The sequence below is a fragment of the Pseudomonas sp. R2-60-08W genome (genome assembly GCF_003852335.1).
In the GTDB taxonomy this organism is placed as follows: domain Bacteria; phylum Pseudomonadota; class Gammaproteobacteria; order Pseudomonadales; family Pseudomonadaceae; genus Aquipseudomonas.
In genome coordinates, this window is the sequence record NZ_CP027731.1 from 194,033 (window position 1) to 214,382 (window position 20,350).

General features: G+C 62.0%; 8 protein-coding genes. All 8 read left to right on the top strand.

Annotated features, from left to right (window positions below):
* Positions 1-29: 29 nt before the first annotated feature.
* On the top strand, positions 30-662 hold the full coding sequence (locus C4J90_RS00800) for an NADH:ubiquinone oxidoreductase subunit N (RefSeq protein ID WP_124360709.1): 633 nt from the start codon (positions 30-32) through the stop codon (positions 660-662).
* A 239-nt stretch (positions 663-901) separates the two neighbouring features.
* Entirely contained in the window at positions 902-2,398 is a 1,497-nt protein-coding gene (locus C4J90_RS00805; RefSeq protein WP_124369134.1) for a YdgA family protein, read from the top strand.
* 301 nt (positions 2,399-2,699) lie between these two features.
* On the top strand, positions 2,700-5,180 hold the full coding sequence (gene pgaA, locus C4J90_RS00810; protein WP_124418981.1) for a poly-beta-1,6 N-acetyl-D-glucosamine export porin PgaA: 2,481 nt from the start codon (positions 2,700-2,702) through the stop codon (positions 5,178-5,180).
* A 12-nt stretch (positions 5,181-5,192) separates the two neighbouring features.
* Complete coding sequence (gene pgaB, locus C4J90_RS00815; protein WP_124418982.1) at positions 5,193-7,190, top strand: poly-beta-1,6-N-acetyl-D-glucosamine N-deacetylase PgaB; 1,998 nt, start codon at positions 5,193-5,195, stop codon at positions 7,188-7,190.
* 2 nt (positions 7,191-7,192) lie between these two features.
* Complete coding sequence (gene pgaC / locus C4J90_RS00820) at positions 7,193-8,533, top strand: poly-beta-1,6-N-acetyl-D-glucosamine synthase (RefSeq protein ID WP_124360713.1); 1,341 nt, start codon at positions 7,193-7,195, stop codon at positions 8,531-8,533.
* Positions 8,534-8,535: 2 nt separating this feature from the next.
* Positions 8,536-9,018: a poly-beta-1,6-N-acetyl-D-glucosamine biosynthesis protein PgaD gene (gene pgaD, locus C4J90_RS00825; RefSeq protein ID WP_124360714.1), complete on the top strand. Its 483-nt coding sequence runs from the start codon at positions 8,536-8,538 to the stop codon at positions 9,016-9,018.
* A gap of 540 nt (positions 9,019-9,558) precedes the next feature.
* Positions 9,559-11,280, top strand: coding sequence for a ShlB/FhaC/HecB family hemolysin secretion/activation protein (locus tag C4J90_RS00830; RefSeq protein WP_124418983.1), 1,722 nt, complete (start codon positions 9,559-9,561; stop codon positions 11,278-11,280).
* A 31-nt stretch (positions 11,281-11,311) separates the two neighbouring features.
* A complete protein-coding gene (locus C4J90_RS00835) occupies positions 11,312-20,350 on the top strand; it encodes a filamentous hemagglutinin N-terminal domain-containing protein (RefSeq protein WP_124418984.1) in 9,039 nt (3,012 codons plus the stop codon).

Consider the following 20,350-nt stretch of genomic DNA (forward strand, 5'->3'; position numbering starts at 1 on the left):
GCTCGCGTTTGCTCATGGGGATTCCAATAATGAAAAACCCTTATGCTCCCGCTTTCTGGTGCGTGCTCTTCGCACTGGTGCTGTTATCGGCCGCGTATTTCTACGGGGTGATGCTCGCCCACCAACTCGACAAGGCCATGGTGTTTCTCGACAGCGCCTGCCTGGTCATCGGCACCTTGTCCATCGGCGTGGTGGCCTGGGCGTCGTATCAAAACCAGCGGGTGAAGCGAAAGCTGCTCGAGCAAGGCAAGACCCGCGTAACGATCTGGGATACCAAGGTTGCCCTGCGCCGTGTCGAAACCGTGTTCGACCGCTATTTCTGGGGCAGCTACTGGCAACCCGGGCGCACCTTCCAGGAAGTCATGGGCGACCTCACCGGCACGCCCCTGGAAAAAAGCCTCGAAGTCCTGAAGAAGCAGTGCGTGGTACTCGACCGGCAGGTCGCGGACGGCAGGCACTGGCTCAATAATGCGCGGGAATTGTCCGATGTCGCCACGCAGATGGCCCGTGAACGCTACCAGCTGGACTTCTGTGACCCCAAGAGCGACACCCCCGGCAATGCGGTAATACACCGCGAGTTTGAGGTGTTGGTCTACACCTGGACGGCGCGCTTGAAGAGTTTCGATCACCAACTGGACGAAATTGAGCTGGAGTACTCCTGAACTCCTGCTGAACTGATCCCTCTGAAAGGCTGGGCCGTTTATGCCCGCCAGTGCTAATCTTCCCCAGCCTTTCGGCCATACGGGCCAGTACTGTAGGAGCGAGCTTGCTCGCGAAAGACGTCAACGATAACGCGTGCATTCTGAATGAACGCGGTGCCTATGCGTTCTTCGCGAGCAAGCTCGCTCCTACAGTTCAAGGAAGACAGCCCACTTCTCACAGGATTTGATCAGGTCACTTCATGAATAAGCCAGCAGTCGTTCTTTTGGGTTTCGTTGTCGCCGTTGGCGTCGTCAGTGCAGGCGGCGCCTGGTACACCGGTAAACAACTGGAGCCGGTCCTGCAAACCGCGATCCAGAACGCCAACAAGGAACTGCAGACCTCCATGGCCGGCGTCGACGGCAGCGTGTCCCTGGAACTGGTGTCCTTGGACCGCGGCGTGTTCAGCAGCACCGCCCACTACCGCCTCAAGGGCCAGGGCAGCGTGTTCGGCGAGCAAAACCCGAACCCCGAGCTGCTGTTCGTCGACCATATCGAACACGGCCCGCTGCCGTTCTCGCGCCTGGTCAGCCTGAAGTGGCTGCCAGTGATGGCCACCAGTCACTACGCACTGGAAAAGAACGCCACCACCGAACAATGGTTCGCCGCCAGCAAAGACGTGTCGCCGCTTAAAGGCGTGGCCAATATCGGTTACAGCCGTTCGGTCAGCGGCAATGTCGAACTGCTGCCCCTGGAATTCAAGGACGATAAGTCCTCGGTGAGCTTCTCCGGCGCCAACCTCGACTTCGACAGCAGCGCCGAAGGCCAGAAGGTCAAGGCCGACGGCTATATGAACAGCCTCAAGGTCGCGGCGGTCGATGCCAACGGCGACGCGTTCGAAGCCGAACTGGCCGGCCTGACCGTCGCCAGCAACCTGGCCAAATCCACTTTCGGTTTCTACACCGGCCAGAACACCATCGAACTGACCGACACCAAGGTTACCTTCGGCCCGCAGAAAGCCGTGCTGACCCTCAAGGGCTTCGAGCAGAAAGACTCCAGCGAAACCAAGGACAATAACCTGGCCGGCCGCGTCGACTACAAGATCGACGAGATCGGTTACCAGGGTAAGCCGGTGGGCTCGGCTGCCATGGCCGTCAGCATGAAGAACGTCGATATCCCGGCGATGCTGGTGTTGACCAAGCTCTACCAGGACAAGATGCAGCCGGTGCAAGCCGCTGCCGCTGCCGGCCAACCCGCGCCGGAGCTGCAACTGACCGAAGCCGAGCAGACCCTGGCCGAAGCCAACGTCAACCAGGTGCTGGCCGCCAAGCCGCAACTGGCCGTGGAAAACCTGTCGCTGAAAACCACCCATGGCGAAAGCAAGTTCAGTCTGGTGCTGGACCTGGCCAAGCCGGCCTCCATGGAACTGCCGCCGGTTGAACTGGGCAAGCAGATGATCTCGCTGCTGGACGCCAACCTGACCCTGTCCAAGCCGATGATCGGCGACGTGGCCGCGTTGCAGGCGCAGGTCGGCGGCGTGACCGACCCGAAAGCCATCGAACAGCAATCGCAGATGGCGGCCGATATGGTCAGCGGCATGGCCGTGGGTACTCAGCTGGCAACCCTGGAAGGTACCGATGTAGTGTCCAAGCTGCACTACGCCAATAACGAAGTGACCTTCAACGGCCAGAAGATGACGGTTGAGCAGTTCATCAGCTTTGTGATGTCCAAGGCCGGCGCAATGAGCGGCGCGCAATAACCCTGAAATGCAGTTAAAAATGTGGGAGGGGGCTTGCTCCCGATAGCGGAGTGTCAGTCAGAACATTCATAACTGACCCACCGCCATCGGGAGCAAGCCCCCTCCCACATTTTGTTTTGTGCTTGGCAAAAAACCTCGTTCAGCCAATTCTGAACAATTGTTCTGAATTGCCCTTGGCCTCGCCTGGCTGAGGGATAGTTCCCATAGGAAAGCTAGGTCGGGTCCCGAGACGCCGACACCCTGATGCACATCGCTCAGGATCACCCATCGTTGCAGCTTTCCTTGTAAGGAAGCTGACGCCATGTTGCCAATCCATTCACTCAGTGCATCAGGCCGGTTGCGGTTGCTCATCGGAGCAGCCCTGTGCAGCCAATTGCTGATGCCCGCCTACGCCGTGGCCGATCCTGCCTATGACGCGCTGATCATTCAGGCCCGCAACGGCCACTTCACGCCGGCCCTGACCCAACTGCGCCAACTGTCCGCCGAACGTCAAACCCCAGGGCAGGTCAGCGATCACCTGGTGATTGCCGGTTGGGCCGGGCAGGACGCCGAAGTGCTGAAGGTGTATGAAGCCCAGGGTAAAAATCGCAACCTGACCAGCCAGGCGCTGGCCACGGTGGCGCGCACCTACCGCAATCAAAAACAGTGGGCCCAGGCCGAGGTGGTCTATCGCCAGGCGCTGCTGCGTGAACCGAACAATATCGACCTGCAACTGGGCCTGGCACTCACCCAGGCCGATGGCGGCAAAGCCACCGAGGCGGTGCAACGTTTGCGCGCGCTGGTGGCCGCGCAGCCGAATGACTCCAACCGCCGCATGGCCCTGGGCTACGCGCTGAGCCGCGCCGGCTTGAACTACGACGCACTGTTTGAATTCGACCAGGCATTTATCCGCGCCGGCGACAAACCTGACGTGGCCCGTGAATACATCGTCGCCCTGCAAAAGGCCCGCCTGCCGGAAGCCGCGCTGCGCCTGTCGGCCAAGCGCCCAGGGCTGGTGGACGCGGTGACCCAGCGCCGGCTGGAAGGCGACCTTGCTGCCGAGCGCGTGCGCATCGCCGAGTTCGCCACGCGCACCGAAAAAGAACGCTACGTGGTGGCCGACCGCGCGCTCAATGACTACGACCGGCTGATCGCCCGCTGGGCCCCGGACGCCAGCGCCCATGACGACGTGGTGCGCTGGCGCATCGACCGCCTGGGCGCGCTCAAGGCCCGGGCGCGTACCGCGGAAGTGATCCGCGAATCCCAGACCCTCACCGGCGAAGGCGTGCAGTTGCCCACTTACGCGTTGCGTTGGGTTGCCGCGTCGTACCTCGATCAGCGCCAGCCGGAGAAAGCCGAACCGCTGTACCGCCAGGTGTTGACCGCACCGGATGCCGACGCCAGTTACCGCGTCGACGACAGCACCGCGTTGTTCTACGCGTTGCTGGAAAGCGACAAGGTCGAGGACGCCCGCCAGGTCGCCAACACCCTGGCCAAGGAACAGAACCCCCGCGTCGAACTCAAGGGCCTGCCGATTGGCAACCCCAACGATAACTGGATGGACGCGCAACAACTGGCCGCCCAGGCCGGCACCTTCGGCGGCGACCTGCCGGGCAGCGAAGCCAGCCTGGAAGCCCTGGTGGCCAAGGCGCCAGGCAACGTCGGCCTGCGCATCGCCCAGGCCGACATGTACCGCGCCCGTGACTGGCCGCGCCGCGCCGAAGGCACCCTCAAGGAAACCGAAGCCCAGGCCCCACGCGACATCGGCCTGGAAGTGTCCCAGGCCTATACCGCCATGGACCTGCAGGAGTGGCGCCAGATGGACGCCCTCACCGACGACGTGGTTGCGCGCAACTCGGACAACCGCCAAGTGCAACGCCTGCGCCGTCTGCGCGATGTACATGACATGGCTGAACTGCGCGTCGAGGCCTACACCGGCAAAAGCTATGGCGGGGGCAATGACAACGACGCGGGTGCCGTGGCCGGTAGCCGTGACTGGGGCATTGAAAGCGTGATCTACACGCCGCCCATCGATGAAGACTGGCGCCTGTTCGCCGGTGCCGGCTACGCCACCGCCGACTTCAGCGAAGGCACCGGCCAGCACCGTTGGCAGCGCGTGGGCGTGGAGCGGCGTACCCGCGACATGACCATTGAGGCCGAAGTGTCCAACCATTCCTACGGTGATGGCTCCAAGCAAGGCGCGGCAGTGTCGATTGCCCGCGACATCAACGACCACTGGCAGTACGGCGGCAGCGTCGGCTACCTGCTCACCACCACGCCATTGCGCGCCTTGAACGACGGCGTCACCGCCAACGGCGGCAGTGGTTTTATCCGCTGGCGCGCCAATGAAAGCCGCGAGTGGAAACTGACCCTCAGCCCGTCGCACTTCAGTGACGGCAACGACCGCTTCGAAGCGCTGCTCAGCGGCCGCGAAGGCCTCTACAGCTCGCCCCATGTGCAAGTCGACCTGGGCCTGGAAGTGGGCGCCAGCCGCAACAGCAAGGAAGACACCGCGTACTTCAACCCGAAGTCGGACTTCACGGTGTTACCGATGATCAACGTCAATCACGTGCTCTATCACCGCTACGAGACCCAGTGGAGCCAGCAGTTCCAGATCGGTGCGGGCACCTACAGCCAGCGCGACTACTCCACCGGCGGCATCGGCCTTATCGGTTACGGCCAGCGCTTTCGCTGGAACGACGTACTGGAAATGGGCGCCAACCTCAGCCTGATCAGCCGACCTTATGACGGTGATCGCGAACGCGATCTGCGCCTGCTCGTCGACCTCACTTACCGTTTCTAGAAGAGCCTGACCATGACCGTCCTCAGCCGTTGCTTGTTGGTCCTGGGTGTAATGCTGGCCGCCGCCTGCGCCCAGCAACCCGCGCCCTATACCCCACCCGCGCAACGGCCAACAGCGCCGAACGAAGCGCCTTGGCCGAAAAACCATTTCCTGGGCATTGCCTACCACGACGTCAATGATCGCGACCCCGACCAGACGGTGGTGGCGGTGCGCACCGAACGCTTGATCGAGCAACTGTCGTGGCTGCGGGAGAACGGCTACCAGGCGGTCAGCGTCGACCAGATCCTGGCGGCGCGCAACGGTGGCCCTGAGCTGCCGCCCAAGGCCGTGATGCTCAGCTTCGACGACGGTTATACGAGCTTCTACACCCGCGTGATGCCGATTCTGCGCGCCTACCACTGGCCGGCTCTGCTGGCGCCGGTGGGCTACTGGATCGATACGCCGCTGAACAAGCCGGTGGACTTCGCCGGCTCACCGCGACCGCGTGGCGAATTCCTCACCTGGCAGCAGATTCGCGAAGTGTCCCAGTCGGGCCTGGTGGAAATCGCCGCCCACACCGACGCCAGCCACACCGGGATTCTGGCCAACCCCCAGGGTAACCTGGAGCCGGCGGCGACCTCGCTGCGCTACGACCCGGCGACCCAGCGCTATGAAACCCAAGCGCAGTTCCAGGCGAGGATGCGGGCCGATGTGGCGGCCATCACGCAGAAAATCCGCAGCGTGACCGGCAAGGCGCCACGGGTGTGGGTGTGGCCGTACGGCGCGGCCAAAGGCACGTCCCTGGCGGTGGTCAGCGAGCAGGGCTACCAGATGGCCCTGACCCTGGAAGACGGCCTCGACAGCCCCGGCAACCTGATGAACAGCCCACGCTTCCTGGTGGCCTCCGACCCGGACGGCGAGCACTTCGCCAACAGCATTGTCGCGGCGCAGACCCCGGCGCCGCTGCGCGTATTGCACGTTGACCTGGACAACGTCTACGACCCCGACCCGGCCCAGCAGGCGCGCAATCTCGACGTACTGGTCCAGCGGGTAGTGGACATGGGCGCCGGCACGGTATTTTTGCAGGCCTTCGCCGACCCCAAGGGTGACGGCCTGGTGCATTCGCTGTATTTCCCCAATCGTCATCTGCCGGTGCGCGCCGACTTGTTCAACCGCGTCGCCTGGCAATTGCACACCCGCGCCCATGCTGCGGTGTATGCGTGGATGCCGGTGCTCAGTTTCGCCCTCGATCCCAAGCTGCCCCGCGTGACCCGCTGGGACCCGCAAAGCGGCAAGCTGGGCGCCGATCCTGATCAGTACAAACGCCTGTCGCCGTTCGACCCGCAGGTGCGCAAAATCATCGGCGAGATCTACGAAGACCTCGCCCGCAACAGCGCCATCGACGGTGTGCTGTACCACGACGACGCCGTGCTCTCGGACTTCGAAGATGCCAGCCCCGCAGCGCTCAAGGCCTATACGGCCAATGGCTTGCCGGGCAGCATCGCCGCCTTGCGCGCAGACCCGGCAACGCTGCAACGCTGGACCCGCTTCAAAAGCCGCTACCTGATCGATTTCACCCAGGAGCTGACCACCAAGGTGCGCGCCATCGCCGGGCCGCAGGTGCTGACCGCGCGTAACATCTTCGCCGAGCCGATGCTCAACCCGGCCAGCGAAGCCTGGTTCGCGCAGAACCTCGATGACTTCCTGCAGGCCTACGACTGGACCGCGCCGATGGCCATGCCGCTGATGGAAGGCCAGTCGCTGGAAAACTCCAACGCCTGGCTGGAAAAACTGGTCGCTACCGTCAAGGCCCGCCCCGGTGCGCTGGAGCGCACCGTATTCGAACTGCAAGCCAAGGACTGGCGCACCCAGCAAGCCCCCGATATCAACGCTGTGCAAATGGCCGAATGGATGGGTGTGCTCAAACGCCAGGGGGTCAAGAGCTTTGGCTACTACCCGGACAACTTCCTGGAAAACTCGCCGGACCTGAAGACCGTACGCCCGGCCCTTTCCAACCAGTGGAACCCTTGATCATGTTCGACAGAATCCTGGCTTTATTCGTGTTGGCGTTGGTACTGGGGGTGCCCCTGGGCCTGATTTTCCTGGTCACCGGGCAGTTCCTGATGGACTTCGTGTTTTTCTACCCGTTGTTCATGTCTGCGCTGTGGATCGCCGGCGGCCTGTACTTCTGGCTGCACTGGGAGCGTCACTGGCCGTGGAAGGAAGACACCCCGGCGCCGACCCTGGCCGGCAACCCGCTGATCTCGATCATCATCCCCTGCTACAACGAAGGCGATAACGTCGCCGACACCATGGCCGCCGCATTGGCCCAGGTGTATCCGAACATCGAGGTGATCGCGGTCAACGACGGTTCCAGCGACAACACCGCCGCCGTACTCGACGCGCTCGCGCTGCAACACCCACGCCTGCGCGTGCTGCACCTGGCGCAGAACCAGGGCAAGGCCGTGGCTCTGCGCATGGGGGCGGTGGCCGCGCGCAGCGAATACCTGGTGTGCATCGATGGCGATGCGTTGCTCGACAAAAACGCGGCGGCCTATATGGTTGCGCCGATGCTCGACAACCCGCGCCTGGGCGCCGTGACCGGCAACCCGCGTGTACGCACACGCTCAACCCTGATCGGCCGGGTACAAGTGGGCGAGTTCTCCTCGATCATCGGCCTGATCAAGCGTACCCAGCGCGTGTTCGGGCGGATCTTCACCGTGTCGGGGGTGGTGGTGGCGTTCCGTAAGAAGGCGCTGAACCGCATCGATTACTGGAGCACCGACATGATCACCGAGGACATCGATGTCAGTTGGAAGCTGCAGCTCGATCACTGGGCGATCTTCTACGAGCCGCGCGCGCTGTGCTGGATCCTCATGCCCGAAACCGTCGGCGGCCTGTGGAAACAGCGCCTGCGCTGGGCCCAGGGCGGTGCTGAAGTGCTGTTCAAAAATATCCGCGGCATCTGGCAATGGCGCCATCGCTACCTGTGGCCGCTGCTGTTCGAGTATTGCCTGTCCACCGGCTGGGCGTTCACCTTCCTGCTCTCGGTGTTTTTCTGGGGCCTGGGTAAGTTCATGGTGTTGCCGCAGGCGATTACCGTCGTCTCCCTTGTGCCGCCGGCGTTTACCGGGCTGGTCCTGGCAATGGTGTGCCTGCTGCAGTTCGCGGTGAGCATCCTGATCGACCGGCGCTACGAAAAAGACCTGTGGAAAACCCTGTTCTGGACCGTGTGGTACCCGATGGTGTTCTGGCTGGTGAGCCTGTTCACCACGCTGGTCAGCTTTCCCAAGGTGTTGTTCAACCAGCACCAGAAACGCGCACGCTGGGTCAGCCCGGACCGTGGTATCAAACCTGCCCAAGAGGAGGCGTGACGATGAAACTGGTCAGAACCCGCCAGCACCTGGTGATGTGGATCATCGATGTGTTGCTTACCCTGCTGGCCTGGGGCGGCCTGGTCTGGCTGCTGGCCCGGGGCATGAGCGCCATGCTCGAAACCCACGGCGGCCCGCGCCTGGAAGCGCCGATTTTCGCCGCGCTCAATACCTTGCAGATCTATCTGTGGATCGCTCTGTTCAACGCCGTGATTCTGATCGCCTGGGCGCGCTACCAGCAACGTAAAGGCCGCAAATTCGCCCAGCGTCGCGCCGAGGCGAATGCGCTCAGCGACCAGCACTTGAGTGAAAGTTTCAACCTTGGCGCGGGCGACCTGGAGCAACTGCGCCGGCCTGGCGTGCTGGTGATCCACAACGATGAAGAGGGTGGCGTGGGAGAAGTGAAGTCCCACGTGTCCCGCGACGTCGAACGCCCCGGCCTGGCCCTGGTGCCCGGCTCGGAAAAAGACAAGGGCATTGGCTAGGCTCTTCAATGCAGTGAATACCCAATGTGGGAGGGGGCTTGCCCCCGATAGCGGTCTAAAGATCATTCCCACGCTCCCGCGTGGGAATGCCTCCTCGGACGCTCCGCGTCCCGCCAACCGCTCACACAGGTGACGCGGAGCGTCACGGGCTGCATTCCCACGCGGGAGCGTGGGAACGATCAAGCCCCCTCCCACCTATGCGCAGCAGTTCAATCCCTGTTGTGGGAATTCCGATAAATGGGATCGGATTCACAAAACCCCCGCGAACTTTCCTCCAATCCCCGGTACTAACCTAGCGACGACACCTGATGGCTAAATAATGGCGATCAATGGCTGCTCAGTCGAATTCTCATCGAAACAGCTGCCGCCGGTCGGATTAAACGTTTCCGCGATCAGCCTGAAAGCTGTTAGATGATTAAATTTTGTTACTAATCAATACATTAACGGCCAGGCCCGCTCGAACACCCAACAGCCCCAGCGTCTTGGACTGCTGGAAGTTCGATGTTAGTTTGCCGGCCCTTGATTTTCGACGGATCGAACATGCCTCTGTTAATGCCACGGACTCGGTTTCTTCTATGCACTGTGTTGCTCACTTGCCTGGGCCTGAACACTGCATTCGCCGCCCCCACCCCCGGCGACCAGGACCTGATCCGCGACCGTCAAAACCGCCTGCTCGAAGAGCAGCAGCGGCGTCTGCAGGAACTCCAGGACCTGCCCGGTAAAGCGGCTAAGCCCGAAGCCCCGGCCACCCCCGCCGACACGCGCTGCTTCCCGATCCAGGATATCGAACTCAAAGGCGCCGACAGCCTGCCGGCCGCCGACCGCGAGCGCCTGCTCAAACCGTATATCGGCCAGTGCCTGGGCGTGTCCCAGCTCAACGAATTGCTCAAGGCCATCACCGACTACTACCTCGGCAAAGGCCGCGTCACCAGCCGTGCCTACCTGCCGCAGCAAGACCTCTCCAGCGGCCACCTGCAAGTGCTGGTGGTGGAAGGTAAGCTCGAAGCCCTGAAAAGCGCCGAAGGCAGCACGGTGACCGAGCGCGAATTGGCCATGGCCTTTCCCGGCAAGGTCGGCGAGGCGCTGAACCTGCGCGAGATCGAGCAACTGGTGGACCAGCTCAACCGCCTGCCGTCGAAACAGGCGCAGATGGAGCTGACCCCCGGCAGCCAGGTCGGCGGCAGCGACGTGGTGGTCAAGAACACCCCACAAAAGCCCTGGCGCGCCAGCCTGTCGCGCAATAACGACGGCCAGAAAAGCACCGGCGAACAGCAATGGGGCGCCGGCCTTGAGTGGGACAGCCCGCTCGGCCTGGGCGACCAGTTGATGCTGCGCGGCGGCCATGACGCCATCAGCGACCACCAGAAAACCTCGAAAAACACCCTGCTTTACTACAACGTGCCATGGGGCTGGTGGAACTTCAGCTACAGCTACAACGAGAGCGACTACCGCACCTACATCGTGGCCGATAACGCCAAGTACAAGCAGGACGGCGACAACCAGAACCACCAACTGCGCGCCGAGCGGGTGATTCACCGCGATGACGTGAGCAAGACCTCGGTCAACGTCGGCCTGGCGCACCTGCGCACCAACAACTACCTCCTCGACGTGCGCACCGCGCCCAGCAGCAACCGCCTCAGCGAACTGCAACTGGGCATCAACCACGGCCGCCGTATCGGCAGCGCGTTCGTCAACCTCGACCTGGGCATGCAGAGCGGCATCGGCCTGCTCGACGCCCAGTCGCAGGAAGAGCGCGACCCGCTCGGCCGCCGCCAGCCGAATTCGCGCTACCGCAAATACACCGCCACCGTCAGCTACCTGCAACCGTTCAGCCTGTGGGGCGAGTCGTTCAGCTTCAGCAGCCTGGCCACCGGCCAACGCAGCGAAGACATCCTGTTTTCGCCCCAGCGCATGAGCCTCGGCGGTTCGGCCTCGGTGCGCGGCTTCAAGGACCAATTATTGACCGGCGACAGCGGCGGCTACTGGCGCAACGAAGTGCGCTGGGCACGCCCGGTGACCCTCGACTGGATGCGCCCGGCCTTCTTCGAATACGGCGCCAGCGTCGGCTACGACCAGGGCGTGATCAGCAACGACCGCTACAACGACAACCTGCATGGGCGGGTCTCCAGCAACTCCCTGGAACTGTTCGCCCGCGGCAAACACGTCAGCACCAGCGTGACCTTTGCCCATTCGTTAGAAAGACCTGGGGTCGTGACCGAGCGCGAAGCGCCGATCTACTTCCGCATGGATTTCTTCCTGTAATTCAACGCCCCGCTGCAATGAGAACCTGACAATGGACGTTCGCCAATTCGCCTTCCTGGCCCGCCAACCTTCTGCCGCCCTGAAGCCGCGCAACGCGTTCTTCGGCCTGCCCAAGCGCGGGCTGGCGTTGATCCTCGCCAATGCGCTGTTCTGGCAGCCGCTGCTGGCCCAGGCCGAGGGCATTGTGGTCAGCGCGCCAGGCACCACGGTAGGTGCGGCGGGCAATGGCGTACCGGTGGTGAACATCGCCACGCCCAATGGCGCAGGCTTGTCCCATAACCAGTTCCAGCAGTACAACGTCGGCCCCAACGGCGTGATCCTCAATAACGCCACCGGCACCCTGGTCAACACCCAGCTGGGCGGCTACATCGTCGGCAACCCCAACCTCAAGGGCGGCGCGGCCAGCGTCATCCTCAACGAAGTCAACGGCGGCAGCGCCAGTCAGTTGCGCGGTTATACCGAAGTAGCGGGGCAGTCGGCCAAGGTCATCGTCGCCAACCCGTACGGGATTACCTGCAGCGGCTGCGGCTTTATCAACACGCCGAACGTGACCCTGACCACCGGCAAACCGGTCCTCGACCCCACCGGCCAGCTGAAAAGCTACCAGGTCGACGGCGGCGCCGTGACCATCGACGGCGAAGGCCTGAACGCGAGCAACGTCGACCGCTTCGACATCATCACCCGCTCGGCCAAAATCAACGCGCAGATCAACGCGCGCGAACTCAACGTGATCGCCGGGCGTAACGACGTCGATGCAAAAACACTCAACGCCACCCCACGCGCCGATGACGGCAGCGCCAAACCCGAGCTGGCGATCGACTCGTCCGCCCTGGGCGGCATGTATGCCGGTGCGATCAAACTGGTGGGCACCGAGGCCGGTGTGGGCGTGAAGCTCGACGGCACGCTGGCGGCCAGTGGTGGGGATATTCAGCTCGATGCCAATGGGCGGTTGAGCATGGCGCAGGCGGCGGCCACCGGCAACGTCAAGGTCACGGCGCAGAATGTCGACCTGACCGACAAGGTCTACGCCAACGGCAACGTGCAGGTCACCAGCGCTCAGAACCTGGTCAACCAGAAAAGCATCGCCGCCGGCCAGCGCATCGAACTCAACGCGGCCAACGTGAACAACCCCGGCATCATCGAAGCCGGCGTCGCCGCCGATAACACCCGCAACACCACCGGCGATCTGGTGGTCAACGCGCAAACCGTCACCACCTCCGGCAACCTGCTGGCCAGCCGCGCCCTGGCGATCACCGCCGCGCAAGCGCTGACCAATCAGGGCGCAATCATCCAGGCCAAGACCGTCGACCTCAGCAGCGCCAAGCTGACCAACCAGGGTGCCAGCGCGCGCCTGTTCGGCGAGCAGAGCCTGGCGATCAACTCACCGGCCATCGTCAACCTCGGCGGGCTGATCCGCTTCGGCGAAGGCCAGGCCGCCACGCTCGACAGCGCCTCCCTGGACAACCGCCAGGGCCGTATCGAAATGGCCGGTGGCAGCCTGGTCGTGACCAGCGCCAACCTCAACAACAGCGGCGGGCAAATCATCGCCAACGACCTCACCGTCAACGCCGGCAGCCTGAACAACCAGAACGGCGTGCTGGTGGGCAAAACCGCTACCGTCAATGCCAGTAACCTCGACAACAGCCTCAAGGGCCTGATCCAGGCCGACGGCGGCGCGCTCAACCTCACCGTTGCCAACACCTTCAACAACAACCAGGGTTTCGCCCAGGCCAGCACCGACCTCAACGTCACTGCCGGCACCCTCAGCAGTAATGCCAGCGGCGTGCTGAGCGCCGACACCGGCAAGCTGACCCTCACCGCCGCGCAACAGCTCAACAACGCCCAGGGCCGCCTGCAGGCCGGGCAGGGCGATATCGCACTGCGCGCCGCGAACCTGGATAACCAGAACGGCGTGATCGTCGGCAAGCAACTGCTGTTCGACGTTGCCGGTGGCGATATCGACAACCGTGCCGGGCGCGTCTTGGGCGACCAACTCGACGTGCGCGCTACCGGCCTCGACAACCGCAGCGCCGGCCTGCTGGCCGGTGGCGCCCAGGGCGTCAGCCTGCTGCTCAAAGGCCCGGGCCAGTTGCTTAACGCCCAGGGCCGCATCCAGAGCGAAGGCCTCCTGCAATTGCAGGGCGAGCGTTTCGACAACAGCGCCGGCATCCTGCTGGGCCAGACCGTCGACGTGACCGCGCAGACCTTCAACAACAGCAACAAAGGCGCGCTGGTCAGCGATGGCGGCGACGTGGTGCTCAAGGTCAGCGACCTGCTCACCAACGTCGGCGGCCAGATCGACGCGGGCGAGCGCAGCGTATTGGTCAAGCAGCTCACCACCTTCAACAACGACGGCGGCACCCTGCGCGGCAAGCGCCTGGACATCGCCGCCCAGCACCTGAACAACGACAACGGCCAACTGCTGGCCGGCACCGGAGGCTTGAGCTACAGCGGCCAGGATCTGAGCAACCGCAAGGGCCTGATCCTCAGCGGCGGCGCCCTCACCGAATTGACCACCGCCAGCCTGGATAACCAGGACGGCACCGTGCAGGGCGACAGCCTGAGCGTCACCGCCGACAGCGTGAACAACGGCAGCGACGGCCTGATGGCGAGCTTGGTGGGCAATCTGCAACTCACCGTGCAAACCCTGGCCAACCGTGGCGGCAAACTGTTCGGCAAAGAGCAGGTGACCGTCAACGGCGCCACCCTCGACAACAGCGCAGGCGGCCAGATCAGCGGCAACCAGCTCAACCTCACCTCTCGCGACACCCTCACCAACCAGGGCGGCCTGATCGAAGCCAACCAGGGCCTGACCCTCACCGGCGGCAACCTGGACAACAGCGCCAACGGCCAATTGCGTGGCCTGGGCGGCGCCAGCAGCAGCCTCAACCTAAGTGGGGCGGTAAACAACCAGAATGGCACCCTGGAATTCGGCAGTCAGGCCTTCAACCTCGACGCGGCCAGCCTCAACAACCAGAACGGCATGCTGCAACACGCCGGCACCGGCCTGTTCCACCTCAACACCGCCAGCCTCTCCGGCAGCCAGGGCAATATCCAGGGCATGGGCAGCGCCGACTGGGCATTCGGCAAAGTCGACGGCCTGGGCCGCGTGCAACTCAACGACGTGCTCACCTACAAGAGCGACCAAGCGCTGGCCCTCAAGGCCGGTGACCGTATGGCCAGCGCCAAGGGGTTGGTCCTCAATGTGGCCAGCCTGGACAACGGCGGCGAACTGCTCAGCGATGGCGACCTGAGCATCACCACCGGCGACATGAGCAACAGCGGCCGCGTCTCGGCTCTGCAAACCCTCACCGTCGCTGCGAACAATCTCAACCAGAACGGCGGCCGCCTGGCGGCCACCAATGCTCGCCTGACCCTCAACGGCACCCTGGCCAACCTCGGTTTCCTCACCGCCCGGCAGCAGTTGGATATCGCCGCCGCGCAAATCGACAACCGTGGCACCCTCGGTGCCCAGGGCGCGGTGAACCTGACCGCCGTCAACGGCATCACCAATGCGGCCGATTCGCTGTTGTTCAGCGGCGGCGACATGACGTTGCGCGCCAATGGCTTCAGCAACAGCTATGGCGATGTCTACAGCAAAGGCAACTTGAGCTTCGCCGCACGGGATGGTGGGCGTGCCGTGCTGTTCAGCAACCGCTCCGGCACCGTGGAAAGCGAAGGCTCCATCGGCATCAATGCGGGCTTCATCGAAAACGCCAAAGACGAATTCGATCTCGGGCAAACGCTGACTACCGGCAGCTTGTATTGGGTTTGTTCGCAACACTGCGACGAGAGCGACAACTGGGAACGTGGCGAGATCACCATCTACGAAACGTACCTTGAGGCGGCGACCAAGGATTCGGCAGCGGCGCGCCTGGTGGCGGGCAAAAACATGCTGCTGCAAGGCGACAATGTGCAGAACCGCTACAGCCTGATGGCCGCCAATGGCGACCTGAGCATCACCGCCGGTGACCTGCTCAATCAGGGCGCCGCCACGCGTACGGGGCAGCGCAAGATTGTCGTCAACACGCCAGGGCACGTTCCCGACGATTTGTTTGAACGCATGCGATACGTCGACGTTCCCGCGTTCAATGCGGCCACGGCGGCTGGGCATTTCGATAAGGCGCGCTTCGAAGAACTGAAAAGCCGCTCGCCCAATAGCCGGCCTTTCGTCCACTCAAGCGACGTCACCACCTGGACCGACAACGGCGGCCCTGGCTACGCGGCGACGCTACAAGCCGGCGGCACGGTCAACCTCAACGTCGCCCGCACCCTGCAAAACGGCACGCTGCACAACAACACCCTGGCCCAGTTGACCGGCACCCTCGGCGACGACCAGACCGGCATCCCCGTCGGTGGCATCAACATCAACCTGAGCAAACACGCCAACGACCCCAGCGCCCAGGCACCGGGCAGCGTATTGCCAGTAGTGGGCGTGGCCCCCGGCGGCGGCTTCGTGCCTGTGGACTACACCGGCACCGCCTTCGCCCCGGTCGACCCCACCACCTCGCCCACCTTCCAACTGCCCAAGGGCGAGTACGGCCTGTTCGTCAAGAACGCCGACCCCACCAGCCACTACCTGATCGAGACCAACCCCGAGTTCACCTCGATATCGGGCTTCTTCAGCTCCGACTACATGCTCGGCAAACTCGGTTTCAATTCCGACAACGCCTGGCGCCGCCTCGGTGACGGCCAGTACGAAACCCGCCTGATCCGCGACGCGGTGCTCGCGCAAACCGGCCAACGCTTCCTCGCCGGCGGCCTGTACAGCGACGCCGACCAGTTCCGCTACCTGATGGACAACGCGTTGGCCAGCAAAGACGCCCTGCGCCTGAGCCTCGGCGTGTCCCTAACCGGCCAGCAAGTCGGCGCCCTGACCCACGACATCGTGTGGATGGAAAATCGCGTCATCGACGGCCAGACCGTCCTCGTGCCCGTGCTGTACCTGGCCCAGGCCGAGTCGCGCAACGTGCGCGGCAACAGCCTGATCCAAGGCCGCGACCTCAACCTGGTCACCGGCGGCGACCTGATCAACGTCGGCACCCTGCGCGCCAGCAACAACCTCTCCGCCATCAGCAGCGGCAGTATCTACACCGGCGGCCTGGTCGAAGCCGGCAACAACCTGAACCTGCTGGCCCAGGACAGCATCCGCAACGCCATGGCCGGCGAAATCCGCGGCAAGCAAGTCAGCCTCACCGCGCTCAAGGGCGATGTCACCAACGACAACACCGCCATTCAGGTGCGTGACGGCGTCGGCATGCGCACCCTCACCGACACCAGCGCTGGCACCATCGTCGCCCGCGAAAACCTCGCCATCGACGCCGGCCGCGACCTCACCAACCGAGGCGCTTTGGTAGCGGGCAACGACGCCAACCTCACCGCCGGCCGCGACCTCAACCTCATCGCCGCCAGCGACACCAGCGTCAAGCACGAGACCCGTGACAGCGGCGAAAAATCCAGCATCACCACCGACGTCAAAAACCTCGCCGCCAGCGTCACGGCGGGCGGCAGCATCAACATGCAAGCCGGGCAAGACGTCAACATCATCGGCAGCAACGCCACGGCGGGTAAGGACCTCAACATCGCCGCCGGCCGCGACCTCAACGTCGCCTCCGTCAGCGACATGCACAACGTCGAAGGCAAGGAAAAACACGGCAAAAAACGCATCAAAACCTCAGACGACCAGACCACCCAAGTGGCCAGCGTACTGACGGCGGGCGGGGATTTCGTCAGCCAGGCTGGGCGTGACACCACGATAGTGGCGAGCAGGATCAGTGCGGGGAATGAGGCTTATCTGTATAGCGGGGATAAGTTGAACCTGCTGGCGGCGCAGAACAGCACCTACAGCCTTTACGACATGAAGGAGAAGGGTGGTTGGGGCGCGAAGAAGACCAAGCGCGATGAAGTGACCCACGTCACGAATGTGGGGACTGAAATCAAGACTGGTGGTGATCTGTCGCTGGTCAGCGGCGGTGATCAGCTGTATCAGCGGGCCAAGCTCGAGAGTGGTAAGGACCTAGCGATCACCAGTGGCGGCGCGGTGACCTTCGAGGCGGTCAAGGACCTGCACCAGGAGAGCCACGAGAAGAGCAAGAGTGACCTGGCGTGGACCAGCGCCAAGGGCAAGGGGAATACCGACGAGACGCTGCGCCAAAGTGAGTTGAAGGTACAGGGTGAGTTGGCGATCAAGGCGGTCAACGGGCTGAAGATCGACATTAAACAGATTGATCAGAACACGGTTAGCCAAACGATTGATGTGATGGTCAAAGCAGACCCACAGTTGGCTTGGTTGAAAGAAGCCGAGAAGCGCGGGGATGTGGATTGGCGGCATGTGAAGGAACTGCACGACTCCTTTAAGTACAGCCATTCCAGCCTCGGCCAAGGCGCAATGCTGGCAATCATTATCGTTGTCACCGTGTTGACGGCGGGAGCCGCCAGTGCACTTGCTGCCTCTGCAGGGAGCGCAGTCGGCGCGGGCTCGACCATGGCGGCTGCGACAGCCGCTACTGCTGCGACGTCGACCACCGCTGCAGTTGCAGGAACTGCGGCTGGGTTGGGCAACGTTATCGCGACGGCGTCGTTGACTTCGCTTGCTAGCACCGGCGTTGTTAGCACCATAAACAATAAAGGCAACCTGGGGGCAGCATTCAAGGAAACGTTCAGCAGCGACAGCCTGAAACAATCGCTGATCGCGGGTGCTTCTGCAGGTTTTGTGAATTACGCGAGTGGCAATTGGTTCGGCGCACAGAGCGACCCCGTAACTAATAAAGTAAGCGGCCCAAGCGTCGTGCCCCATTGGAACGACCCGGCAGCAATTGGCCGTTTTGGAACGATCCAATTAGCTGGTGGTGCAGTGCGCGGGACGCTTTCTGAAGCCCTTGGACAAGGGAGCTTCAAAGACGCCATGAAGGGCAGTCTTTTTGATGTGATGCAGGCGACCGCCTTCACAGGCGTTGGTGATTTTGGCAATGCCTACAAACTTCAAGACAGCGGTCTAAGCAAAACGGCACTGCACGCCGTTGTAGGCGGGTTGCTTTCGGAAGCCATGGGTGGCGACTTCAAGACGGGAGCGATTGCTGCGGGTGCTAATGAAGCCCTTATTGTGACGTTGGATAAGTCACCTCTACTCATTAGTAGTGATCCAGCAGAGCATGATCGACTGGTCAATGCAGCATCCAAGCTGGTGGGATTGCTCGCTGCCGCAAGCGTTGACGGCGATGTTGCAATGGGCTCGGAAATTGCTGGAAATGCACAATCATACAACCGCAAGTTGCACGCTCAAGAAGAGAAACGATTGGCCCAAGAGGCCAAGAGTTTAGATGCCACTAAAGGTCAAAGCCGATCTGGCTTTGAGTGGGATGCCCTCTTAACATTTGTTGCCGGAGGTGAGGTCGATCAGAAAACCAACAATGAGCTTCAAGGGATTCTGGCCGGTTACGGTCCTACAAATCCTGAAGGGCAAGCACTAGGAGACGACCTGGCTGTTGCGCGGGGAGTTATCAATAAGCTGCAAAACGAGAAAGTCCTACTGACCTGGGGTGATGGCAGCCCCATTGTTGCGAACGGGGATCAGGTCGTCGCGTTCAAGTCTACAGATAAGCAGTACAAGGATTCGCTGCTGTTCAATCCTTCGAGCAACACAACCTACAACAACGAACCCGGTGGTGTGGGTGTTGTGCCGGATGCGTGGGCCGAGCAATACGGAGAGCGTACGGCTATCAGGAAATTTCCTGAAATCGCCGCGCTCAGTTCTGATACTGCCTCCCAAGCAGAGCAAATAGACCGGCTACGCGTTTTGGTGGGCGGTGGCATTAATTCAGATATAGATCTCAAACTGCTTGCTGAGCTTATGCCTGTAGGTGGCGTAGGCAAGGGAGCACTGTTAAGCGCAATCAAAGAGTTGGCGGCGCGGGACACATTGGCGGTTAAAGGAACGGAGGCTATCGCTGGGAAGGCTGCGGAGACTGTTTCTGGAAAGGCCATTGAGTCAGCAGCCGGTAAAGGCTTGGATGCGGCGGCGGGTAAGGGGACTGAACAGTTTGCCAACCAAGCACAGGCCAAGTTAGCAGGCTATAGCCCATGCTGTTTTGCTGCCGGGACTATGGTCGCCACCCCTGATGGTGAACGAGCCATTGACGCCCTCAGGGTGGGCGACGTCGTCTGGACCAAACCTGAAGAAGGAGGTGAACCGTTCGCCTCGAAGGTCTCGGCAACCCACATTCGCACGGATCAGCCGATCTACCAGTTGACGCTTGTGAAGAACGGCAGTGCCGGTGAAGGTATCACTGAGACTCTGCAAGTGACGCCGGGTCATCCGTTCTACGTGCCGGCGCGCAAAGGCTTTGTACCACTTATAGAGCTCAAGCCGGGTGATCAACTGCAGTCGTTGGGGGATGGGGCGACGCAAGAGGCTTCGATCTCCGTAGTATCAATAAAGCTGCTGCAGTCGCAGGGGAAAACGTACAACCTGACGGTGGACATTGGGCATACTTTCTATGTTGGCAAGCTAAGCACGTGGGTACATAACATTGGACCTTGCTATACCTGTAATGCGGGAAGCTGTTCGATTCACGGTAATGTTGGAGATATTCCTTATGACTCAAGGAATATACGGGCTGAATTGAGCGATAAGTACGGGGTCGACAATGTATTATCTACGACTGTTCCGCCCGCAGGGATGCCTAATGTAAAGCTGGCTGGAATGCATAAAGATATTTTGCTGCCAGACGGTAACACTGCTCGTGTGGTCTTTGATAATAAAGGATTCCCTATATTTGATGACGTTACAAAATTTGACACGCATATAAACATAAGTGAATTTAGAGCGGCCAGTTACGATGGGCAGTTAAGGATGGCGACCCGCGATTTGCGGACACAGATAGAGAGCGGCGCTTTTCCGAGTTCCGCGTTTACGGACGTACAGCTTAAAGCAATTCGCAGCGGCCAGGATAAGATCCCAGGGTATACTTGGCATCACCATCAGGATACCGGTAGGATGCAGCTGGTTCCCGAAGTGTTCCATAATGGCGCGCGTCACGTCGGGTGGGAATCGATGAGTAAGGGTAAATAA